This is a genomic window from Aliiglaciecola sp. CAU 1673, assembly GCF_029223185.1.
Classification (GTDB): domain Bacteria; phylum Pseudomonadota; class Gammaproteobacteria; order Enterobacterales; family Alteromonadaceae; genus Bowmanella.
The window spans coordinates 81,169-102,941 of record NZ_JARHUG010000007.1; the positions used below are offsets into that span (position 1 = coordinate 81,169).

At 51.3% G+C, this 21,773-nt stretch carries 21 protein-coding genes; 3 read left to right on the top strand and 18 right to left on the bottom strand.

Translation table 11 applies throughout. The features are described from left to right. Nucleotides 1–223: 223 nt before the first annotated feature. The 3 genes from P2G88_RS08435 to P2G88_RS08445 all read left to right on the top strand — a co-directional run bounded on the left by P2G88_RS08435 (nucleotide 224) and on the right by P2G88_RS08445 (nucleotide 3,907). Nucleotides 224–1,855 carry a CTP synthase gene (locus P2G88_RS08435; RefSeq protein WP_275795419.1) on the top strand — a complete coding sequence of 544 codons (1,632 nt, stop codon included), beginning with the start codon at nucleotides 224–226 and terminating at the stop codon, nucleotides 1,853–1,855. Between the two features lie 87 nt (nucleotides 1,856–1,942). After that, nucleotides 1,943–3,238 carry a phosphopyruvate hydratase gene (gene eno, locus P2G88_RS08440; RefSeq protein ID WP_275795420.1) on the top strand — a complete coding sequence of 432 codons (1,296 nt, stop codon included), beginning with the start codon at nucleotides 1,943–1,945 and terminating at the stop codon, nucleotides 3,236–3,238. A 45-nt stretch (nucleotides 3,239–3,283) separates the two neighbouring features. Then, entirely contained in the window at nucleotides 3,284–3,907 is a 624-nt protein-coding gene (locus P2G88_RS08445) for a hypothetical protein (protein ID WP_275795421.1), read from the top strand. A gap of 31 nt (nucleotides 3,908–3,938) precedes the next feature. Here P2G88_RS08445 and P2G88_RS08450 read toward each other — a convergent pair whose 3' ends face one another. The 18 genes from P2G88_RS08450 to P2G88_RS08535 all read right to left on the bottom strand — a co-directional run bounded on the left by P2G88_RS08450 (nucleotide 3,939) and on the right by P2G88_RS08535 (nucleotide 21,770). Then, the gene (locus tag P2G88_RS08450) at nucleotides 3,939–4,928 is read right to left on the bottom strand and encodes a serine hydrolase domain-containing protein (RefSeq protein WP_275795422.1); all 990 of its coding nucleotides are present in this window, start codon (nucleotides 4,926–4,928) and stop codon (nucleotides 3,939–3,941) included. 128 nt (nucleotides 4,929–5,056) lie between these two features. Then, the gene (locus P2G88_RS08455) at nucleotides 5,057–5,671 is read right to left on the bottom strand and encodes a hypothetical protein (protein WP_275795423.1); all 615 of its coding nucleotides are present in this window, start codon (nucleotides 5,669–5,671) and stop codon (nucleotides 5,057–5,059) included. Between the two features lie 87 nt (nucleotides 5,672–5,758). After that, nucleotides 5,759–6,883 (bottom strand): flagellar biosynthesis protein FlhB, encoded by a 1,125-nt coding sequence (gene flhB, locus P2G88_RS08460; protein WP_275795424.1) that lies wholly within the window; start codon nucleotides 6,881–6,883, stop codon nucleotides 5,759–5,761. A 12-nt stretch (nucleotides 6,884–6,895) separates the two neighbouring features. Then, nucleotides 6,896–7,678, bottom strand: coding sequence for a flagellar biosynthetic protein FliR (gene fliR, locus P2G88_RS08465; RefSeq protein WP_275795425.1), 783 nt, complete (start codon nucleotides 7,676–7,678; stop codon nucleotides 6,896–6,898). 844 nt (nucleotides 7,679–8,522) lie between these two features. Then, complete coding sequence (gene fliQ / locus P2G88_RS08470; protein WP_275795426.1) at nucleotides 8,523–8,792, bottom strand: flagellar biosynthesis protein FliQ; 270 nt, start codon at nucleotides 8,790–8,792, stop codon at nucleotides 8,523–8,525. A gap of 12 nt (nucleotides 8,793–8,804) precedes the next feature. Continuing rightward, nucleotides 8,805–9,557, bottom strand: coding sequence for a flagellar type III secretion system pore protein FliP (gene fliP / locus P2G88_RS08475; RefSeq protein WP_275795427.1), 753 nt, complete (start codon nucleotides 9,555–9,557; stop codon nucleotides 8,805–8,807). Beyond that, the gene (gene fliO, locus P2G88_RS08480; RefSeq protein WP_275795428.1) at nucleotides 9,550–9,993 is read right to left on the bottom strand and encodes a flagellar biosynthetic protein FliO; all 444 of its coding nucleotides are present in this window, start codon (nucleotides 9,991–9,993) and stop codon (nucleotides 9,550–9,552) included. Before fliO ends, fliP begins: the two co-directional genes overlap by 8 nt. Further along, nucleotides 9,953–10,360 (bottom strand): flagellar motor switch protein FliN, encoded by a 408-nt coding sequence (fliN, locus tag P2G88_RS08485; RefSeq protein WP_275795429.1) that lies wholly within the window; start codon nucleotides 10,358–10,360, stop codon nucleotides 9,953–9,955. Before fliN ends, fliO begins: the two co-directional genes overlap by 41 nt. 48 nt (nucleotides 10,361–10,408) lie before the next feature. Next, nucleotides 10,409–11,464, bottom strand: coding sequence for a flagellar motor switch protein FliM (fliM, locus tag P2G88_RS08490; RefSeq protein ID WP_275795430.1), 1,056 nt, complete (start codon nucleotides 11,462–11,464; stop codon nucleotides 10,409–10,411). Between the two features lie 10 nt (nucleotides 11,465–11,474). Next, nucleotides 11,475–12,008 (bottom strand): flagellar basal body-associated protein FliL, encoded by a 534-nt coding sequence (gene fliL / locus P2G88_RS08495; protein WP_275795431.1) that lies wholly within the window; start codon nucleotides 12,006–12,008, stop codon nucleotides 11,475–11,477. Between the two features lie 79 nt (nucleotides 12,009–12,087). Further along, nucleotides 12,088–14,253, bottom strand: coding sequence for a flagellar hook-length control protein FliK (locus P2G88_RS08500; protein WP_275795432.1), 2,166 nt, complete (start codon nucleotides 14,251–14,253; stop codon nucleotides 12,088–12,090). A 101-nt stretch (nucleotides 14,254–14,354) separates the two neighbouring features. Next, nucleotides 14,355–14,801 (bottom strand): flagellar export protein FliJ, encoded by a 447-nt coding sequence (fliJ, locus tag P2G88_RS08505; RefSeq protein WP_275795433.1) that lies wholly within the window; start codon nucleotides 14,799–14,801, stop codon nucleotides 14,355–14,357. Further along, nucleotides 14,801–16,132, bottom strand: a complete 1,332-nt coding sequence (fliI, locus tag P2G88_RS08510) for a flagellar protein export ATPase FliI (protein ID WP_275795434.1) — start codon at nucleotides 16,130–16,132, stop codon at nucleotides 14,801–14,803. Before fliI ends, fliJ begins: the two co-directional genes overlap by 1 nt. 1 nt (nucleotide 16,133) lies before the next feature. Continuing rightward, the gene (gene fliH, locus P2G88_RS08515; RefSeq protein ID WP_275795435.1) at nucleotides 16,134–16,931 is read right to left on the bottom strand and encodes a flagellar assembly protein FliH; all 798 of its coding nucleotides are present in this window, start codon (nucleotides 16,929–16,931) and stop codon (nucleotides 16,134–16,136) included. Between the two features lie 15 nt (nucleotides 16,932–16,946). After that, on the bottom strand, nucleotides 16,947–17,957 hold the full coding sequence (fliG, locus tag P2G88_RS08520) for a flagellar motor switch protein FliG (protein WP_275795550.1): 1,011 nt from the start codon (nucleotides 17,955–17,957) through the stop codon (nucleotides 16,947–16,949). A gap of 62 nt (nucleotides 17,958–18,019) precedes the next feature. Further along, nucleotides 18,020–19,720, bottom strand: a complete 1,701-nt coding sequence (fliF, locus tag P2G88_RS08525; RefSeq protein ID WP_275795436.1) for a flagellar basal-body MS-ring/collar protein FliF — start codon at nucleotides 19,718–19,720, stop codon at nucleotides 18,020–18,022. Nucleotides 19,721–19,730: 10 nt separating this feature from the next. After that, a complete protein-coding gene (gene fliE / locus P2G88_RS08530; protein ID WP_275795437.1) occupies nucleotides 19,731–20,057 on the bottom strand; it encodes a flagellar hook-basal body complex protein FliE in 327 nt (108 codons plus the stop codon). 348 nt (nucleotides 20,058–20,405) lie between these two features. Then, nucleotides 20,406–21,770 carry a sigma-54 dependent transcriptional regulator gene (locus tag P2G88_RS08535; protein WP_275795438.1) on the bottom strand — a complete coding sequence of 455 codons (1,365 nt, stop codon included), beginning with the start codon at nucleotides 21,768–21,770 and terminating at the stop codon, nucleotides 20,406–20,408. Nucleotides 21,771–21,773 lie beyond the last annotated feature (3 nt).

Sequence of the window (21,773 nt, forward strand, 5' to 3'; positions counted from 1 at the left end):
ATCTATCCATCTCAAGAGCAAATTCATTGAGCGATAAGCCCTTATTGCGTATACTACTTTCCCGTCCTGATAGTAAATAGCGCTTTGCCTAAGCGGTGCCCATGCACCCTGGCAGTCTGTCGTTGCTCCCCTTGGGCGGAACCCTCCCCCTAAGCATGCTGCGCAGGAATAGCCGACTGGCTGGACAACCGATTCCGTTCAACTCCTACGCCTTGGGTTTAGCATGACAAACTATATTTTCGTGACGGGTGGTGTTGTCTCATCACTGGGTAAAGGTATTGCAGCCGCTTCACTGGCCGCTATTCTCGAGGCCAGAGGCCTGAAAGTAACCATGCTTAAGCTGGACCCCTACATCAACGTGGATCCAGGCACCATGAGCCCCATTCAGCACGGCGAGGTGTTTGTCACCGATGATGGCGCCGAAACTGATCTGGATTTGGGCCATTACGAGCGCTTTATTCGCACGCGCATGACCAAACGTAACAACTTCACCACCGGTCGTGTGTATGAAGAAGTGATCAAGCGCGAGCGCCGCGGTGATTACCTTGGCGCCACTATTCAGGTCATTCCGCATATCACCAATGAGATTAAGCGCCGCGTAATTGAAGGCGCCGAAGGCGTGGATGTGGCCATTGTCGAAATTGGCGGCACCGTCGGTGATATCGAATCCCAGCCTTTTATTGAGGCGATTCGTCAGCTCGGCACCGAAATTGGTCGCGAGCGCGCCATGTATATGCACCTTACTTTGGTGCCTTATATGGCCGCATCAGGTGAAGTGAAGACCAAGCCTACCCAGCACTCGGTAAAAGAGCTTCGTTCTGTAGGTATTCAGCCGGATATTCTGGTGTGCCGCTCCGAAGTGCCTTTGCCTTCCAATGAGCGCGCCAAGATTGCTCTGTTTACCAACGTGGCCGACAAAGCGGTTATTTCCTTACGCGACGTAGACAGCATCTACCGTATTCCGGCCATGCTCAAATCCCAGGGACTGGATGAGTTGGTCGTCAAGCGCTTTGGCTTGGAGTGCCCGGAAGCTGATCTGTCCGAATGGGAACAGGTGCTGTACGCCGAGTCCAACCCTAACGGCGAAGTGACCATCGGTATGGTGGGCAAATATGTGGCCCTGCCCGACGCCTATAAATCCGTCAACGAAGCCCTTAAACATGCGGGTCTGAAAAATCGTTTGTCGGTCAATATCCAATATGTGGATTCACAGGATATTGAAAGCAAAGGCACCGATGTGTTGGCGGGTCTCGACGCCATTCTGGTACCCGGCGGCTTTGGCGAGCGTGGCATTGAAGGCAAGATTATGGCCGCCCAATATGCCCGCGAAAACAAGGTCCCCTATCTTGGCATTTGTTTGGGTATGCAAGTAGCGGTAATTGAATATGCCCGTAATGTGGCCGGCATGGCCGCGGCCAACAGCACCGAATTTGATCCTAACAGCCCTTATCCTGTGGTGGGCCTTATCACTGAATGGCTGGATTCTGACGGCAGCGTCGAAACCCGTACCGAAAAATCTGACTTAGGCGGCACCATGCGCCTGGGCAGCCAGTTGTGCCATTTGATCAAAGGCAGTAAAGTCCATGCCATGTACGGTAGCGAAACCATCTATGAGCGTCACCGTCACCGCTATGAAGTGAACAACAACCTGCGTCCACAAATCGAAAATGCAGGGCTGAAGGTGACCGGCTTGTCTGCGGACAAGCGCCTGGTGGAAATCGTCGAGTTGGATGACCATCCCTGGTTTGTGGCTGGTCAGTTCCACCCGGAATTTAACTCTACGCCCCGTGACGGCCATCCCTTGTTTGAGGGCTTTGTGCACGCCGCGGGTGAATATCATAAAAGCAATAATTGATACCGGGGCCGCCAGGCCCCTCGCTGAACAGGTGGCGCAGCATCCGAAGCGCCCTATTGGAATCATCAGAACATAAGGCAAGTGAACATGTCAGTGATCAGCAAGATTGTCGGCCGTGAGGTTATGGACTCCCGTGGTAACCCCACCGTAGAAGCAGACGTTTATTTAGAAAGCGGCGCCTGGGGCCGAGCCTGTGCACCCAGCGGCGCCAGTACCGGCTCTCGTGAAGCATTGGAACTGCGTGACGGCGATAAAAGCCGTTATCTGGGTAAAGGCGTATTGAAAGCCGTTAGCGCCGTGAATGGCGATATTCAAAAGGCGCTCTTGGGTAAAAACGCCCATGATCAGAAAGCCATCGACGCCATTATGATTGCACTCGACGGCACCGAGAATAAAGAGAAGCTTGGCGCCAACGCTATCCTGGCCGTGTCTTTGGCAGTTGCCAAGGCTGCCGCCATGGACAAGGGTATTCCTTTGTACCAGCATATTGCCGATCTAAACGGCACGCCGGGACAGTACAGCATGCCGGTACCGATGATGAATATCATCAACGGTGGTGAGCACGCAGACAATAACGTTGATATTCAAGAATTTATGGTACAACCCGTGGGCGCCAAGAGCTTCCGTGAAGCTCTGCGTATGGGCGCCGAAATATTCCATAGCCTGAAAAAAGTATTATCGGCCAAAGGCCTGAATACCGCCGTGGGCGATGAAGGTGGCTTTGCCCCTAACCTGAAATCCAACGAAGAAGCCCTGGCGGTGATTGCCGAGGCCGTGGCCAATGCCGGTTATGTGCTGGACAAAGACGTGACACTGGCCCTGGACTGTGCCGCCTCTGAGTTCTATCACGACGGCAAGTACGACCTCAAAGGTGAAGGCAAGGTATTCGACTCCGAAGGCTTCGGTGACTACCTGGCCGAGTTGACCCGTAAATACCCTATCGTCTCTATCGAAGATGGCCTGGATGAAAGCGACTGGGCCGGTTGGGCCAGCCTGACCAAGAAGATTGGCAACAAGGTGCAACTGGTAGGCGACGATCTGTTTGTGACCAACACCAAGATCCTTAAGCGTGGTATCGATCAGGGCATCGGTAACAGCATTCTGATTAAGTTTAACCAGATTGGCTCCCTGACCGAGACCCTGGAAGCCATCCGCATGGCCAAAGCCGCTGGTTTTACCGCAGTCATTTCTCACCGCAGTGGCGAAACTGAAGATGCCACCATTGCCGATCTGGCCGTGGGTACCGCTGCCGGTCAAATCAAAACCGGCTCGCTGTGCCGCTCTGATCGCGTGGCCAAGTACAACCAATTGCTGCGTATCGAAGAGCAATTGGGCAGCGCCGCCGTGTACGGCGGACGCAAGGAAATCAAAGGCCAAGGCTGAAAGGCCTAAGCCTAAGAGCAAAAGGGGGCTTTGGCCCCCTCTTCCATGCACCCCAATCAAACCGATATTTTTCGCGATGACAAAGCGCAGCTGCAATACGCAGAACTGTGCAACGCCCTCTATGAAAGGGAGCTTTCCCTATTGGCCCAATCGGGCAATCTGAGCCTGCTGCAAAGACGTTTAAAAGGCTTAAGCCATCATATTAAACGTGCCGCTGCAGCTATGCTGACCCATCAGGGACCTCTGGAAGTGGATGTCCACAATGCCAGTTGGCAAGCCAAACAAGCTGCCCAATGCCCCGCCAACGGCGACCAACAAAAAACAAGCCTTTGGCTTAGCCAATATGCTTACATGGGAATGCCGGTTGCGGTGCACATTTGTCATTTGGGACAAGAGCATCTTGAACTGGACAGTATCGACAGGATTGAAATAGAGAAACACCGACTACATCTGAATAAACACGGGTGGTTTAATCTAAGCGGTAAGTTGCAAGATGAAGATGCCAGTCAACTAAAACAGCTATTGGTGCCGGCCAAAAACAATCTACTTGCCGCTTGCTGCGGCCATAGCTGGAAACATCAGCGTAAATCTGTTCCCCGCACTTTGAGTCTCAGAGAGCTGCTACTGTCTACCCAAATTAACTGGAAGAACGTCAAAAAGCCGCTGTAACCAATGTCAGCAACCAAGATCTTATCCTTAGCTATAGCCCGGCAGCATAAGACACCAAGGATTGATAGGTACGTGAAGCAACGGTTTCACTGCTGCCCCCCGTGGTACTGACAAATTGCACCACCACTGTGTTGTTGGCCGCCTGATAAGCGGCATTGCTTTGATAGCCCGGCAGCCATCCGGAATGTTCAAACCAGTAGGGATAAAGGGATTTCTCTGTATTATTTAGCAGCGTGCCATTATTCAAAGCACGAATAAAAATACCAATATCTTCCACTGTGGAGATCATCGAACCACCGGGGATGCGATAATCTTGATTTTCCCTGTTTATACCAAGCCAGTATCCGCTTACCAACCTATCCGCCAGCTCGGATTCATGCACCAGATAAGTGTTATGCATTTGCAGGGGAGCAAGAATACGCTGCTGAATATAGTCCTGATGACTAAATCCCAGCACCCTGTCCATCAACTTTCCCAATAGCAGGTAATTTGTATTGGAGTATTCATAGCGGCTATTAGGGCTGAAGTCGGCCGGCTTGTGTAAGGCAAATGCCAGTGTGGCATCTAAATCCGTATGTGCGTTTTCCCAACTAAAACCCGGTTGGCTGTCAAAATCGGGGATCCCACTTCGATGCTGCAACATCTGCCGGATTGTGATGCTTTCCGAAAATTGAATGGCGTTAGTATACTCTGGCAGCCACAGGGCCAGGCTGTCATCCAGACTCAGGCTGTTTTCATGTGCCAGTTTGGTTACCGCAACGGCAATGAACAGCTTGCTGATACTGGCCACTTTAAACAAGGCATCGGCGGCGATAGACTGCTGACTGCCCCGCTCATGGTGACCGGCAGTGGCGATGATAGGCTCATGACCGGCTTTGTCCACATATACCAAAATACCATCCACACCATCGGCAATAGCAGAATTCAGAATACTGCTGAGGCTTTGGGTGGGGTCAACAACAGGGGATTCCGGGGCGGTAGATTGGTTAGCGGTGCCTGAACCACAACCTAGGGTTAGCATGCTCCACAATAAGAGACATAAGAGTAATCTCATTTTCTGTCCCGGTAATAGACTTATGGCAAGTCTAACACGAAGGGAGAGTCAAGGATTGCAAGACTGACTCCTGCAACCCTTAGCATTCACAGGATCTAGAATCCGCTGGAGAAGCGAACACCGAAGCTATTGTTGAGTCCGTCACCCGTAAGGAACTGCTGAACATAGGCACCAATGGCCCATCCGCCTACATCTTTCTCGACCGTAGCTTGAATAAACATACCACCATCGATATCAATGTCTTCGCTATAGCAGTTTGAGCAATTAGAAATACCACGTTCAGAGGCAAAAACATGTGCATAGCCCCCTTGCAGGGTAGCAGCTACGGAATTTTCTTCAGCAAACTTCCATTGATGGCCAAAGGCGATACTGGCCACAACGGCATTAGCATCTGAGTTTTCAGTGGAGCGGTCGCCGTTGTTCAGCCAACCTGTTCCCTCAACTTGCTGGCGAAAAGAGGCGTTGTCGTCATAAAAAAGGATATCGAGTCCCAGACTGGTGACCCATACATTTGAATAATAATCTGCAGTAAAACCGAGTGAATAAGCACTGCTATCGACGCCTTCCTGCTTAGCTGTGTCACTATCCAAATTTGTGATAGCCGCACGACCGGCAAATTCCCAATAGGCCTGAGTCAATGGTTGTTCCTGAGCAGCAACCTGACCCGCCATCATGCCTGCAAAGATGCAGACCGCAATCTTGTTTTTCATTCCATGTTCCTTGATATGCCCTAAATTGGCGGGCGCAGTATATCCGAGGTACTTGGGATGTCGAGACTAAGATATTGAAGTTGTCAGCTAGCGGCGAAGCTCTGGCGGAATTGGTAACTCTTTTGCCAACGGCTTAGGCCGCTTGCCCCGCCCTTTGCGCCAAGCTTTAAGCTGATACACATAAGCCAGCACCTGAGCCACTGCCATAAACAGCTTTTCCGGGATCTCATGATCCGGCTCGGTAGAATAGTAAATCGCCCTGGCCAACATTGGCGAGGCGATAATAGGAACTTCATGAGCACCGGCAATTTTACGGATATGCATGGCCAGTTCATCGGTGCCTTTAGCCACCATAATCGGCGCACGGGTACCGTTTTGATCATACTTCAGGGCCACCGAGAAGTGGGTCGGGTTAGTCACCACCACATCGGCTTTGGGCACTTCCTGCATCATACGCCTTGCGGCTGCCTGATACTGCAAGCGACGGATCCGTCCTTTGACCTGGGGATCACCTTCTGAGTTTTTATGCTCGTCTTTGACCTCCTGCTTGGTCATTTTCATTTCTTTATTGTGCTTATAGTGTTGGTAAGGCACATCAAAAATAGCGATCGGGATCATGGCGCAGCAGATAATCAAAAACAGCCATCCCAGTAACTCCAGCGCGTGGATCACATTGCGCGGATACATTTCTAAATCCAGATGCAGCGCTTCTTCACGAAAGGCACTCAAGGCCAAAAAGGCACTGGCAGCCACCACGACCACCTTGGCAATGGCTTTTAGCAGCTCCACAATGCCGTTTGGTCCAAACATGCGCTTCAAGCCGCTTAATGGGTTAAGTTTACTGGCCTTAGGAGCGGCTGCTTTCCAGGAAAAGTTAAAGCCACCGAGGGCGATACTGCCGTATATCCCTGCCACCATCACCACGATCATATACAGCAGAACCGGCCCGCTTACCTCGCCGATACCATGGGCCCAGGCCTGAAAAATATGCTTGTCGTCATAAGTTTCATCGCGGGAAAGGGTAAACATACGTCGCATGACATTTAGCATGGCGCTACCGATACCCTGCCCCACCATAATTAAGGTGCCTGCGCTTAAAATCAGCACCAAGGTTGTGGCAAGCTCCTTGGAGCGGGCTATCTGTCCTTTTTCTTTGGCCTCGTCGAGCTTTTTCGACGTGGGTTCTTCTGTTTTTTCATGCGTATCAGCCATAGTGACAGCCTCCTACGGCGGACAAATGCGAAGGAGCTCACACATAAACTGAGTCGCTCTTTCCCATTCCATTTCAAAATGCAGGGCAAAGTTATCCATAGTCATCCAGATAATGATAAGACCGGTGATCTGGGCAATGGAGAAACCGATAGTAAAGACGTTTAACTGAGGCGCAGCCTTGGTCATGACACCAAAAGCCAGGTTGATGGTAAGCAGGGAGACAATAGGCGCTAACGAGATGGTCACTGCCGCCACAAACATCCACCCGGCAAAGTGCGCAATGGAACGAAATTGCTCCGCAGTAAACCAGCCCTCACCGATAGGAAAAGCTTCAAAGCTCATTACAATCATGCGGATCATGGTCAGATGTCCATCCATGGCCCAGAACAGCAAGGTTGCCAGTATCAGATAAAACTGCCCCACCGCAGGCACATCAATACCGTTGACCGGGTCAACTACTGAAGCAAAACCCAAGCCCGTTTGCATCGCTACAATTTGACCGGCAAGGATAAAGGTATTTAGCACTATGGTGGAAACAAAGCCGATAGCGATACCGATGACTAACTGCTGGATCACAATCAGCATACTGCCGACATCCATCAGTTCCTTTACCGGAGCGGGTGGAACTAAAGGCATAATCACCAAGCTAAGGAACAGCGCTAACAGCACTCGCACTTGGGTCGGCATTGTTCTCGCGCTAAGTCCTACCATAGCTGAGAACATGCCGATAATCCGCATAAAGGGTAACAGCAGATCTGCCATGGCTTGATTCATGGTGCTGGCTAGGAATTCCATCAGGCTACTCTCCCGGATGAGCGGCCTTGCAATTCGCAATTGCTATTAGGAAGACGAATGACTGCCAAAATATTGTCTTTCTCTCTCTAAAAATTGAACCGATTAGGCGACTTTTCACCTGTTTACGGGGTATTGCAGTTCTTGTACCAGAAGTTTGGATTTGGGGGATTGTTGATTGGTGTTGTTTTTTGAGGTGAGAATCCAGCGACAAAAATGGCCTGTGTCGGCTGCCGAGCTGTCACCCTTCCTTGGGACTGCGCCCAGGTCGGGCGTCAATATCACCAATTCAGCAGCGTCAATTGCACATCCTTGATGTTGCTCCCCCAGGTCGGGCATCCTCTGTCCTCCCGTTCGCACTTGAAGTTGCTGCGTGCCCTCGCAACTTCCGGGCTGTGCTCACCCTGTGGGCCATCGGCGAAAAGCGCCGACGTTCAAATTTTTTCCAGAAAAACTAGTATTCGCACCATCCCTGGCGCTCACCCTCCGGGCCGTCGGCCAAAGGCGCCGACGTTCAAATTTTTTCCAGAAAAACTAGTATTCGCACCATCCCTGGCGCTCACCCTCCGGGCCGTCGGCCAAAGGCGCCGACGTTCAAATTTTTTCCAGAAAAATTAGTATTCGCACCATCCCTGGCGCTCACCCTCCGGGCCGTCGGCCAAAGGCGCCGACGTTCAAATTTTTTCCAGAAAAATTTGTCCCGAAAATCGGGCTGCGTTATGGCACCGGCATAACGGTCCTGTTCAGGTGCCCGAGCTGTCACCCTTCCGTGGGACATCGCCCAGGTCGGCCGTCCGGGCCTCCCGTAAATCGGGCTGCGTTATGCCACCGGCATAACGGTCCCGATTTACCCCACAACTTCGGGGATTTGGGCCATGATGTCGAAGAAAAATTCCATTAGTTGGCTGGTCATCCAGTGCCCGCCCCAAGACAGGGCAAGCAGCGTCACTATTAATCTGGGTAGAAAGTTGATGGTCTGTTCGTTAATCGAGGTGGCAGCCTGGAAAACGGACACTATCAGACCGACAAAGAGGCTCGGTAAAATGATTGCCGACACCAGCAGAATCACCATCCTTAGGGCATCTTGTAAAACTTCGACAAAGACCTCTGGAGACATGGGATAACCTCGCTACATGCCGAAACTGTTGGCCAAGGTGCCAAAAATCAGATTCCAGCCATCCACCAACACAAACAGCATTAATTTAAAGGGCAGTGCCACAATCATAGGCGACAACATCATCATACCCATGGCCATCAATACCGACGCAACCACCAAATCCAGAATCAAAAAGGGCAGGAACAGCATAAAACCGATTTGAAAGGCCGTTTTCAATTCACTGGTAATAAACGCCGGGATCAATACATTCATCGGTACATCTTGCGGATCTTTGACCTGATCCTGATACCCGCCTATCTCCACAAAGGTTTCCAGATCTTTTATCCGTGTTTGCGACAACATGAAGGCACGCATGGGGATTTTTGCCGCTTCATAGGCCTCAATAGAGGTGATTTCCTCATTGAGGTAAGGCTGCAGCGCCGTTTCGTTAATCTTTTCAAACACCGGCGCCATAATAAACATGCTCAGGAACAGACTGACACCGATGAGGATTTGGTTGGATGGTGCCTGCTGCAACCCCATAGCCTGACGCAGAATAGACAGCACCACGATAATGCGGGTAAAAGACGTCATCATCATGATAAAAGCAGGGATCAGACTCAGCGCCGTCATAATAAACAGCGCTTGCAGCGTCATACTGTAGTCCTGGCTGCCGTCTGGGTTGGTGGTCACTGTCACAGCTTTGACACCACCAGCCTGAGCCCAGGCAAAATCCGGCAACAAGACCAACAATAAAACAACAATCAGGGACAGAGCTCTAATCATGATGTTGCCCCTTCCCTTGCATATATTGGCTGAGTTTGTTCTTAAAGCTTTCACCTGGTGCAACTGCAGGTGAAATAGGCTCCTGCAATTTGGCCAGATGGGTAATCTGTTGGCTGGTCACTCCAAGCAAATGCTGTTCGTTCCCCACTTCGATAACCAGCACCCGCTCTCGCGTGCCCAATGCCATAGAGCCCATGATTTTCAATTGACCACTGCCAGCATGAGTGACATTAAACCGGCGCATCAGGTAGCCAAGCATAAAAACCAAGGCCACCACGATCACCAAAGACAGCAGTATCGACAAAAAGTCGCCGGGGCTGCTTAAGGGCACATTGTCAGCAAAGACGGGGGAAGAGAGGCTGGCTAAGCTGCTAAAAAACAGCTTAGCCTTTGTTTTACCTGAGCTTTTTAATACGTTCGATTTGGCTGATAACATCGGTGAGGCGTATCCCGAACTTGTCGTTAACTACTACTACCTCACCATGAGCAATCAACGTGCCATTTACTAACACGTCTAGCGGCTCACCGGCCACACGATCCAGTTCAACCACAGAACCCTGGTTGAGTTGGAGAAGATTGCGAATACTTATATGACTGCGTCCCACTTCCATTGAAATGGTCACGGGAATGTCCAAAATGGTATCCAGCTTGCGCTTTTCCTCGCCGGTCAGCTTGCTGTCATCTTCCAGCTCATCCAGTTCGGCCACTTGCACACCATCTTCGCCGCCCTGAGCTTCGGCTTCCGCCTGCTCGGCCATAGCCGCTGCCCAATCGTCTAAATCATCATCTTTTTCGGTGCCCATAATGCTACCTCTGTTACTCTGTCAAAAAACCGACTATATCGCAGACGGTTATAAATCTTCTTCCAGACTGGAAAGTTCAGCGTCGCTGTCTAAACGACGTCCCCCTTTGGTCAACAACTGCAGTTCCGATTTGACCGATGTGGGCCTTGGGATCTTCTCAGTGATCTTCAATGCCACATTATCTCTTGAGCGCCCCATCTTGGTACGGAAGGTGGGTAAGTCCTCTACAAAGAGTACGACATGCTCCGGCAAATCAACCGGGATAATGTCACCCTCTTTAAGATCCATCACTTCATGCAAACTGAGCTCAAAATCCATCAAGGTGGCAGAAATTTCCACCTGTACATCCATGATTTCGTCTCGCAATGCCTTACTCCAACGAAGATCGGTATCTTCCTTATCGCTTTGCACACCCGCATCGAGCAATTCTCGGATAGGCTCCAGCATGGAGTAGGGTAAGGCTACGTGGAAATCACCACCACCACCGTCCAGCTCAATATGGAAGGAGCTTATCACCACCACTTCGGTGGGACTGACGATATTGGCCATCGCCGGGTTAACTTCGGAATCCAGGTACTCAAAAGACACATCCATTACCGGCGCCCAGGCTTCTTTGTAATCTTCAAAGATGAGTTTCAGCAGCATCTGGATAATACGACGTTCGGTAGGAGTAAATTCCCGCCCTTCAATCTTGGCGTGATAGCGTCCGTCGCCGCCGAAGAAGTTATCCACCAAAATAAACACCAAACGTGCTTCCATGGTGATAAGGCCGGTACCCTTGAGCGGTCTGAAACGCACCATATTTAAACTGGTGGGCACAAACAGGGTATGGATATATTCACCAAATTTGATCATCTGAATGCCGTTGATGGATACCTCGGCACTACGTCGCATCATATTGAACAGGCTGACCCGCATATGTCGGGCAAAACGTTCGTTGACCATCTCCAGGGTGGGCATACGACCGCGCACAATTCGGTCTTGCGAGGAAAAGTCATACTCAAGCGCCGAGCCCGATGGCTCGCTGCCAACCTCTTCCTCTTCGACTTCATCGACGCCATGGAGTAGCGCGTCAATTTCGTCCTGGGATAGTAAATCACTCACTGCTCTGCCCTTATTGCATCACAAAACCAACAAACAAGACTTGCTCAACCACTTCGCGACCGGCGATCTCCTGCATGACTTTGCGGACTTCTTTAACTGACTGCTCACGCAGGGCAACTTTGCCCGCCTCGGTCACCAAGTCATCGGCATTGGCGCTACTGAAAACTCTTAACAAAGTCCCTTCAATCATCGGGATGTGCATTTTCGCCGTTTCTTCGTTCTCGGAGCCCCTGACCAAAAGCTGCACTTTAATTTGCACCAAGCGGTCGCGGCCCTGACCAGGAACATTAAAAACAAAGGGTCGTGGCATGGCCACATACAAGGCACTGCCTAACTGTGCACCTGATACCGCAGGAGCTGAGCTGGAGGCAGCGCCAGCAGCCCCCGCTTCAGTGTTGGCTACAGGCATCGGTTCATCGGAGCCACCAAGCAGGAAAAATGCCCCTACACCGCCGCCAATCAAGACCACGGCAGCAATGATGATCAACATCATCTTGCTCTTCTTGCCGCCGTCTTCCATTTCCAGTTCTTTTTCTTCAGCCATCGTCGTCTCTAAATCAGTTGAGTACCTTAATTATCCTTAACCATGGCATCCTTAAGCAATCCTTGCCATCAAGGTTTTATCAAACAAAATAATCAATTGCCCCTTTAGGATTGTTTCTTGGGAGGGAAGGGCCGGATAGAGTTCCTTCTAGCTGAGCAGTTTCATTAGCAGCTGAGTCGCCTCTGGAGCTCTGACGCTCACCGCGTTCCGAGCCAGATTGACTACTCTCCTGCTGAACGAAGGATTGCCCCAACTCGATACCTTTATCAGACAGTAGCTCTCTTAACCTGGGTACAGCCTGATCCAGTAATTCTTTAGCCTGAGGGGATTGCACCACAAAATTGACACTGGCCTGATCGCCCTGCATCTGAATACGAATCTGCATGGTACCCAAATCAGGTGGGTCTAACCGAATATCGGCGCGCATATTGCCCATGCTGTTCATCACCCGCACCTTCTCGGCTAACTGATGCGCAGCTTCAGGTTTGGCAATATTTATGGCCTGCTCCAGCTTTGTCTGTGCTGCCGTTCTCTCGGCAGTAGCGACATTGTTGGTTACCTCGGTGCTCGCGCTACGCTCGATACCACTGCTTTTTATATTGAGTGGATCAACGCTTTTATCCTGAGAACTGACCGATTCCAGATGGCTAGCAAGACTTTGCACTATGCTGGCGACCTGCTTGGTAGAGTTATCGGTACTTTCGCTCTTTGCCAAGGCGGATTCCACCATTGCCTGTAAATCCAGTCCAGGCTCCCGCCCTTGAGCAAGTTGTGCTTTAAATTCTTCAACACCGGCTTTGAGGGTACCGATGAATCCCTGTTCAGTTCCTTGCTCCTGTGACTTTGGTAACTGCGAGCCAAGTTGTCCCAGGACCTTGTCCAGATCTTTTTCAGATAATGCCGCCAACTGCTTAACCAGGTCATCACTGGCTGCGGCGGCCTTGTTTGTTGCGTCAGGAGCAACGGAAACCGCCACCTGCAAGCCAGGCGCCTGCTTTGTTGAAGCAGCCACTGACTTCTCGGTTTCCCCTTGGAGGAGCTTAGCAATGCCATCAATATCCTCACTCTGTCCTGTTTGTACCGGCTTTCCGATCAACAAATCAACTGAGTTTCGCAAGGGTTTATCTTCGTCTGAGCTGAGCTGTACTTTGATATCCTTCGCTAACTTGCTTAGGTCACTATCAAGATCAATGACTTCAGTGTCCAACCCAGTGACATTGGCAAGACTATTCGTATTCTTGAGTTCAGCAGAATCAGGCTGAGGCTTAACAGGAAGAGTGAAGAATAGATCTTCCCTGGTTTTCTCCCCCATTTTAGCTCTTAATTCAGCCTCTGTCGGAGTATCTTGCAAAACGCTTTGCTGTGCCTGTACAAGCACGTCAGCGGACTCTTGTTCGGCATTCATGCTAAGGGCTGCACGTAAGGCAGTAGGAATCGGCTCTGCTGCTGGTTTTGACGATTCAAAACTGCCGAGCTTGGCCACATTGACGCCCAAGACTTCTTTTAACAGGTCACGAAGCGCACCACTCTCACCAGCATTTAGACCACTGAGTAACTGTTGCAAATTTTCAAGCTTTCCGGCCTCATTGGCCATGGATTCAATGGCTTCGGCATCAAAACCGGCATCCGTCAGAAATTGTTTAGCTTGCTCAGACAGTTGTGTGCCTTGGACAAGGCCAGCCTCGCCTTCTTCAGTTAGAGGCTGATTTTCGTCTTGAACCTGTCCGCTTAACAACTGGTAAATCAGAGGCAACCAATCTTTTTCCTGCGCATCGGCGTTGTCATCATTTTCAAGACCTGCCACAGCAGGACCATCATTTTCATGACCGGACGGCTCAGAGGAGACTTTAGCTGGTTTTTCAGCCACCACCTCGGAACGCACCAACTCACCAGGCTCATGTGAGGCCCCTGTATCTGACGCTTTGTGCTCATCCTGTATGGCCAATTTATTGCGCTCGGCCTTTTCTGGCCGGGGCGGCTGGCTGTCTACCTGAGGCTTCTCTGACGGGGTTTTGTCTGCCTGAGCACGGGTGGGCTGCTCAGACGTTTTAGCGACGTGCTGTGTGGTTGCGGGTTCCTGCACTGCCGACTTAGCTTTATCTTTGAGGTTGTTTGATACTTGCTGACGACTGAATTGCTCAGCAAACAGGTCACCGTTGGCGCTGTCCTGTTTGGAACGCCCTTTTTGTTGAGAATTGCCAGAAGCGGCAATATCGGGTAGCAGGGTGGCAACTTGTTGCATCATAACTTGGATTCCGCGTTCATTTAGCCTTGGTTTTCGGGCTTTGCCCCGGAGATAAATTAATTACACAAAATGCTCTGCAAAGAGCGTTCCAAAGTTACTTTTCAGGAAGCCTTGGCTCGACGAACAAAGCGTTGGATGGCAATTTCGTCCATCATAGCTTGCTCGTGTTTTGCCTCTTTTTGGGCCTTTTCCTGATGCTTTTTATCAATCAGCATCTCCACTGCCTTGCGTTTTTGCTGTTGCTTAAGCCACAAGCCTTTGCGCTGTTCAGCTACGGCTTTAGCCCTTGCCAGCATTTGCGTTTGCTGAGCACAGGCCTTGTCGAGCTTCTCAACAAAAGCTTGATGCTGTCCAAAGGTGGTGGCACCCACTCCCTGCATGGCCCGTTGTTGCAATTCGCGCAAATAATCCAGGCGGTAACGCTGCAATCCACTGAGCTTTTGTTGGTTGTTATTGACGTTTTGCACGGCCAACTGATAGTCACGGGCTAATTTGTCTTCTTTCTCTTTTTCCCAATGCGCGACGATTTCCAACTGCTTGGTGGACATCAATTACCTCCAAGGTTGTGAGCAAGTCCCATTACGGCTTCGAGGCACTCATCATAAGGCAAGACCTCTTTCATCCCTTGCTGCAAAAACATATTAATAACCGGCTCCGCTTTAATGGCGCCATCGATACGAGGATCGGTGCCCTTGGTATAAGCGCCAATGCTGATAAGGTCACGGTTTTGCTGATAGGTGGAATAGACTTGCTTGATTCGCCTGGCGGCTTTCAGATGCTGGTCACTGACCACCATCGGCATAACCCGGCTGATCGATGCCTCCACATCAATAGCCGGATAATGGCCGCTATCAGCCAGGCGTCTGGCCAGCACCACGTGACCGTCCAGAATGGCCCTGGCCGAATCGGCGATCGGATCTTGCAAGTCGTCGCCCTCGGTCAACACCGTAAAGAAAGCGGTGATCGAGCCCTGTCCTTCACCGCCATTACCGGCCCGCTCCACCAGCGCCGGTAATCTGGCAAACACCGAGGGCGGATAACCTTTGGTAGCTGGAGGCTCGCCCACCGCCAAGGCAATTTCCCGCTGGGCCATGGCGTAGCGAGTCAACGAATCAATCAGTAGCAGCACATTCATACCCTGATCGCGAAAGTATTCGGCAATAGCGACAGCGGTTTCACAGCCTTTAAGGCGCATCAAGGGTGACGTATCCGCTGGAGCAGCGACCACCACAGATTTCTGTTTCTCTTCTTCACCGAGGATATCGTGAATAAATTCTTTAACCTCACGACCCCGTTCGCCAACCAGTCCCACTACTACCACATCGGCGCTGGTGCCACGGGTCATCATGCCAAGCAGCACGCTTTTACCCACACCTGAACCAGCGAAGAGTCCCATACGCTGGCCCACCCCCACGGTAATCATCGCATTGATGGCACGTACACCCACATCCAACGGCTGACTAATAGGGCGACGGATAAGGGGATTGATTGGCGGGCGAGTCAGGGGAATTCGCTGTTCGGCTTTAATCGGTCCCAAACCATCCAGTGGCATACCATTGCCATCAACCACCCGTCCAAGCAGCTCCATACCGACACCAATGCCCTGCTCACGAGAAAGTGGTTGTACACGAGAGCCAGGCACGATACCGCGCACCGCTTCGGTAGGCATCAGATAAGTAATATTCTCGGCAAAACCCACTACTTCGGCTTCGATTTCGCCATCCACGGTTTGCACCAGGCATTGGCTACCGACGGGCATTTGACAACCTACCGCTTCCAGTGTCAGGCCAATGCCACGGACCAGCTTACCGGCTGCGACCGTAGGTGCCGATGGCACCTTATGTTGGAAAGACTGGATACGCTCCAGTAAGCTTTTCAAGCTACTGCCCCTGCTTTTTGTGATTGGCCATTCCTTGTTCTAGCAAGAATTTGTCCAGCACCTGACGCACCCGTCTTTCTATGGTCACATCGACGGCGTTGGTATCGGTCACAATATCGCAGCCCCCACGCGCCATGTCAGGGGTTTCCACAAACTGCCAATGGTGGGATTCGATTTCATCGGCGCTGAAATGCTCGCGCACCAGGGCAATGTCCTCTGGGTGCATGCGGAACTGATAACGACGTTCCTGTATGGGTAGCACTTTCAGGCCTTCACTAATGGCTTGATAAATAATGTTTTCGTTGGTTTGAATTTCGGTGTAAATCACTGAACGGGCCAGAGTAACGGCCAATTGCACCAACTCTTTTTCCAGTTGCTTATCAACTTTGTTAACAGGCTGCGTGAGTTCAGTCGCCAGTTTTTGCCAAGTTTCGGTTTGTTCCTGCATCTGCAGGCGACCAGATTCCAGACCTTCAGCATGGCCGGCCTCAAAGCCCCGACTTTGCCCCTCTTCCAGTCCCTTGTGCAGACCTTCTTCATGGCCCTTGGCAAAACCTTCCTCTTTGCCCTGCTCGAACCCCTCCTGATAAGCCGACTGGCGAATAGCTTCTATCTCTTCGGCGGTAGGCGGCAGGATCTCTTCTTCGAGCTCGGGTGGTTCGTATTTCCAGTCACTGGCTTTGTTAATGGCGTTGGTGCTGTCTGCCGCCTTTGGACGAGCATCCTCCATAAAGGGTAGGTCCCAGGACTTCACCTTTACCTCACCCGATTGATATTTATGGATCTTGGAACTGCTCATAGGGTATCCAGATAATTACAGGAATTCTTCGCCGCCACCGCCGCCCAGCATAATTTCGCCGGCATCGGCCAAGCGCCGCGCGATAGACAGAATTTCTTTTTGTGCCGCTTCCACTTCACTGACACGCACCGGTCCCATGGCTTCCAAATCATCCAACAACATTTCGGCAGCACGCTTGGACATGTTCTTAGTGATCTTATCACGTAAGGTTTCATCGGCGCCCTTAATGGCCTTAAGCAGCGCATCTTGCTGCACTTCGCGCAAGATAGTCTGGATAGCACGGTCGTCGGCATCTGCCAGGTTGTCGAACACGAACATCAGGTCCTGAATCTGCTGACTCATCTCTTCGTCCTGCTCGCGGATGGCATCCATCAACTGGCCTTCGATATTGGTGTCCAGGAAGTTCATGATCTCGGCAGCAGACTTCAGGCCGCCCATCTTCGCCGCCTGTGCCCCCGCCTGACCAGCGAACTGCTTCTCCATGATTTCGTTCAGTTCCTGCAAAGCGGCCGGCTGGACTTCTTCGAGGTTGGCAATACGCATCATCAAGTCCAAGCGCACTTTTTCCGGGAACTGACTGATAATCTCTGCAGATTGCTCGGCATCCAGGTAAGACAGCACAATGGTCTGAATCTGTGGGTGTTCGTTACGGATAATGCTGGCCACTTGCTTGGAATCCATCCACTTCAATGAATCCAGGCCTTTAGCGCCACCGCCCATCAGGATCTGATCGATAAGGTTAGCGGCCTTATCTTCACCCAAGGCCGCGGTCAGCGCTTTACGCACAAACTCCTGGCTCTGGAAGCCGATGGTGCTGTAATTCTGGATCTCTTCGATGAAATGCTTATGCACCGCAGTAATCTTATTCTGGGTCATGTCCTCCATGGTGGCCATGGCTGAACCCAGCTTCTGAACCTGTTTGGGCTCAAGATGCTTTAGGATCTGTGCAGCGTCCTCTTCAGAAAGACTCAACAACAGGATCGCGGCTTTTTCCACCCCTTCCAGTTTGCCGACATCATAGCCCATCTCTTCTTTAGGGGCGTCACCGGCTGGCGGTTGGGTCTTGGCGAGTTGTCTTGCAGCCATAATTAGTCATCCTGCATCAGCCAGCCCTTCACAACCTGGGCTGACAATTCGGGTTCGTTAGCCACCAAGGCTCTGACGGCCTTGAGTACATCTTCATCTTTGTGCAGATCGGGCAGCATCAGTGAACCATCTGCAGCGAAGCCAACCTGACCTTCATCAAACTCTTGAGACAACATACTGATGGTTTCGTCACCCAGATCCAATCCGGAATCGGCATCAAAGGCTTCTGCCTCACGGGTGTCTTCAGGGTAAATCAGTTTCTTAAGCATGGGGCGTACGATGGAGAGGATCAAGGTAATGATCACCAGGCCACCGATAACCAGGCGCAAGGCCTTCATAAACCATTCCTGCTCCCAGATGGGGGTCTCAACCGGGCCAATATCATCCAGACGGGAGAAAGGAATGCTGACCACTTCCAGCGAATCACCACGGGTGACATCAAATCCGATCCCACCTTGCAGTAAACGGCGGATATTGAGCAGTTCTTCCTGGCTGCGCGGCACGGCGGTCATAGTACCGTCTGCGCTGGTTTGTTGGGTATGGTCCACTGCCACGGATACGCTAAGACGTCTGATCACGCCGGTTTGCTGCTTGGTGTGGCTGATGGTGGTGTCCAATTCAAAGTTGCGGGTCGCTTCTTTGTGCGAACGTCCGGGTGTAGTGCCCTGCGCGTTGCTGCTACTGGCTTGCTCCGGAATATTGGAGTCCAGCGGTGGCTGGTTTGTCAGGGCACCTGGAATACCGGCAACAATACCGCCGACAGAGTTCTCTTCCACCGTCATTTCGCTGCGAACAGCAGGCAGATCCGGATTGTAACGCTTCTGGGTTTGCTCGACCGAGGTGAAGTCCATGCTGACATCAACTTGGGCGGTATAATTACCCAACCCCAGTACAGGGATCAGAATGGAGTCAATTTTCTCCAGATATTCGGTTTCACGGCGTTTCTCGATTTCGTATTCTTTGCGTGAGCGGGCCGACAGTGCATCCTGAGAGCCGGAGTTAAGCAAACGGCCGTTATTGTCGGTGACAGTGACCCGGTTTGGCTCCATACCTTGTACCGCAGAGGCCACGATATCTACTACCGCATCCACTTCTTCGGAAGACAATAAAGAGCCGCGGCGAAGCGTCAGTACCACCGTGGCACTGGGTCTCTTCTCTTCGCGGGCAAAGACACTTTCTTTGGGAATAGCCAACAGCACATTAGCACGGTTGATGGCACTGATTTGTTCAATAGTGCGCGCCAGTTGTTGCTCGCGTGCGACTTTAAGACGCTCTTTCTCGACGCGCTGGCTTACTCCGAACCCCATGTCTTGCATGATGATATCGGTGCCAGCAGAAGGTTCCTGGCTAATTCCTTGACGCGTCATTCCCAATTTAATGTTTTGGTACTGGCTTTCTGTTACATAAATAACATTGCCATCCAAACGGTATTCAATTTGGTTTTGATCGAGGTAATCCAGAGTTTCAATCAGTTGCTGGGTTTCCATCTTGGCCAGGGGACGCATCTCCGGCTCCTGCACCCAAATAAAGATAAAAACAGAGATAGCAACACAGATAACCAGGGCCACGATTAGGGTGACTTGGCGAAGCATATCCACACCACCCAGACCTTCCATAAAGCCGGACCGTTGTTCCTGGCTGTTGTCCGCCGCGCCAGATGGAGCGCCTGCGACCGCCAGTTCTGTACTTGTTGCTTCTGCCATGCTCTACCCCTTATACCGGCATGTTGGAAATGGACTTATAAGCTTCCAGCAACTTATTGCGCACCTGCATGGTGGCTTCAAAGGCAATACCAGATTTTTCCTTGGCAACCATCACATCAGCCAGGCTGATATTCGGGTCTCCCATCTCAAAAGCCACCTGCATTTCCTTCGATGTTTTCTGCATACCATTGACCGTATCCAAGGCCTGCTTAAGCATCCCGGCGAAGTCCTGTCCGCTGCTGTTGGTCACCTGCGGCAGATTGTCACCAATCCCTTTGCTGGCCTGAGAGGCCAGAGATTGAAGTTCGCTATAGAGTGATTGGGCTTTGATATCCACGTTAATGCTCCACTGATATCTGGCGTCAAAAAGCGCCTTCGGTAGCAACCACCAAGCAAAGGGAGTGCCAAACTTAATTTTCTTTAATATTCAATAAGTTAAAAATTCATCTAGGCGTGTGACGGGAATTTGGCGGAGCGCTGGTGAGCCAGCAGGTGCGAGAAAGGTACAGGAATTGAATAGGGAGAGCTCAGGAGAGGCCTTCGTAGCCGCGGCATACAAGCAAAAATAGAAACGGGGCAGATTGACTACCCCTTTTTGTATCGGCACCTTTACTTATCTATCGCAGCTGCTGCAGTGTTGCTGCTATGCAGGTAGAGCTGCGCTGGAACCGCTAAGCGGGTACAGCTACGCTGGAACCTCAATTCCGACCTCTCGCATTTTTGCCAACTTATAGCGCAAGGTCCGTGGACTGATCCCCAGTTTATCAGCCACCTCTTTGCGACTCCCCTGGCACGCTTTCAGTGTATCCAGAATAATCTGGTGCTCTTGATGCTGTAGTTCTTGTCCTAGGCGACCCGCGTCTGCTTCAGCATAATCCAAGGAAGCCGCTGAGTTTGGCTGATGGGAGGAAAACTCGTTGGACAAATCCTGCTCAAGTAATAAATCGGCGCTATCAATTTTCCCGTCCATAGCCAGAATTAAAGCGCGCTGGATCACGTTTTCCAACTCACGCACGTTGCCAGGCCAGCTATATTGCATCATCTTGTTTTTCGCGGCAGCGGTCAGCGTAGGGATGCTGAATCCCTGACGCTGGCAATGACGTTCAATTAAGTGCTGCGCCAATGGAATGATGTCACCAGGACGTTGTGACAGCGGTGACCAGGTCAGCGGAAACACATTAAGACGATAATATAAGTCTTCCCTAAATGTGCCTTTTTGCACTGCCTGACGAAGATCTCTGTTACTGGTCGCTAACACCCGAACATCCAGGCTGACGGTTTTGCGGCTGCCCAGACGTTCCACTTCTTTTTCCTGCAGTACACGCAACAACTTTGCCTGGAGAGATAAATCCATTTCGGTGATTTCATCCAGCAGCAAGGTGCCACCCTGTGCTTGTTCAAACTTGCCTGGGCAGGCTTGCACAGCACCGGTGAAGGCTCCTTTTTCATAGCCAAATAGTGTCGCTTCCAGCATATTTTCGGGGATCGCAGCACAGTTAATGGCCACAAAAGGCCCGTCAATGCGACTGGATTGATCATGAATATAGCGGGCCAACACTTCCTTACCGGAACCACTGGGACCAAGTACCATCACTGTTGCGTCAGATCTGGCTACCCTTTTGGCAAGGTCGAGCAACTTTTGGCTACTGGGGTCACCCACCACCGGCGTGCAGGATTCTACCTTTTGCGCCGGCGCGTAACGTCCGACCAGGTTTAGTAACACCTGCGGTGCAAAGGGCTTGGCCAGATAATCAGTAGCGCCATCGCGCATAGCCTGTACAGCATCGTTAATGGTGGCATAGGCCGTCATTAACAGTACTGGCAGGTTAGGGAATTTGTTTTTAATGCTGCGCAGCAAAGACAGACCCGACATCTGCCCCATCTGAATATCGCTGACCACGAGATCAACGTTTTCGTTGCCGAGCATGGCCATGGCCGTCTCAGCACAGTCAGCCTGCAGGATTTCGTAACCGCCGAGTAACAAGGTATCAACCAATGCCTCGCGCAGACCGGCATCATCTTCAACTATTAGAATTCTACTGGTACTCATAAC

Excerpts from the sequence above, each read along its gene's own strand:
- P2G88_RS08435 (WP_275795419.1), top strand. The coding sequence starts at position 224 with ATGACAAACTATATTTTCGTGACGGGTGGTGTTGTCTCATCACTGGGT.
- eno (WP_275795420.1), top strand. The coding sequence starts at position 1,943 with ATGTCAGTGATCAGCAAGATTGTCGGCCGTGAGGTTATGGACTCCCGT.
- P2G88_RS08445 (WP_275795421.1), top strand. The coding sequence starts at position 3,284 with ATGCACCCCAATCAAACCGATATTTTTCGCGATGACAAAGCGCAGCTG.
- P2G88_RS08450 (WP_275795422.1), bottom strand. The coding sequence starts at position 4,928 with ATGCTAACCCTAGGTTGTGGTTCAGGCACCGCTAACCAATCTACCGCC.
- P2G88_RS08455 (WP_275795423.1), bottom strand. The coding sequence starts at position 5,671 with ATGAAAAACAAGATTGCGGTCTGCATCTTTGCAGGCATGATGGCGGGT.
- flhB (WP_275795424.1), bottom strand. The coding sequence starts at position 6,883 with ATGGCTGATACGCATGAAAAAACAGAAGAACCCACGTCGAAAAAGCTC.
- fliR (WP_275795425.1), bottom strand. The coding sequence starts at position 7,678 with ATGGAATTCCTAGCCAGCACCATGAATCAAGCCATGGCAGATCTGCTG.
- fliQ (WP_275795426.1), bottom strand. The coding sequence starts at position 8,792 with ATGTCTCCAGAGGTCTTTGTCGAAGTTTTACAAGATGCCCTAAGGATG.
- fliP (WP_275795427.1), bottom strand. The coding sequence starts at position 9,557 with ATGATTAGAGCTCTGTCCCTGATTGTTGTTTTATTGTTGGTCTTGTTG.
- fliO (WP_275795428.1), bottom strand. The coding sequence starts at position 9,993 with ATGTTATCAGCCAAATCGAACGTATTAAAAAGCTCAGGTAAAACAAAG.
- fliN (WP_275795429.1), bottom strand. The coding sequence starts at position 10,360 with ATGGGCACCGAAAAAGATGATGATTTAGACGATTGGGCAGCGGCTATG.
- fliL (WP_275795431.1), bottom strand. The coding sequence starts at position 12,008 with ATGGCTGAAGAAAAAGAACTGGAAATGGAAGACGGCGGCAAGAAGAGC.
- P2G88_RS08500 (WP_275795432.1), bottom strand. The coding sequence starts at position 14,253 with ATGATGCAACAAGTTGCCACCCTGCTACCCGATATTGCCGCTTCTGGC.
- fliJ (WP_275795433.1), bottom strand. The coding sequence starts at position 14,801 with ATGTCCACCAAGCAGTTGGAAATCGTCGCGCATTGGGAAAAAGAGAAA.
- fliH (WP_275795435.1), bottom strand. The coding sequence starts at position 16,931 with ATGAGCAGTTCCAAGATCCATAAATATCAATCGGGTGAGGTAAAGGTG.
- fliG (WP_275795550.1), bottom strand. The coding sequence starts at position 17,957 with ATGGGCTATGATGTCGGCAAACTGGAAGGGGTGGAAAAAGCCGCGATC.
- fliF (WP_275795436.1), bottom strand. The coding sequence starts at position 19,720 with ATGGCAGAAGCAACAAGTACAGAACTGGCGGTCGCAGGCGCTCCATCT.
- P2G88_RS08535 (WP_275795438.1), bottom strand. The coding sequence starts at position 21,770 with ATGAGTACCAGTAGAATTCTAATAGTTGAAGATGATGCCGGTCTGCGC.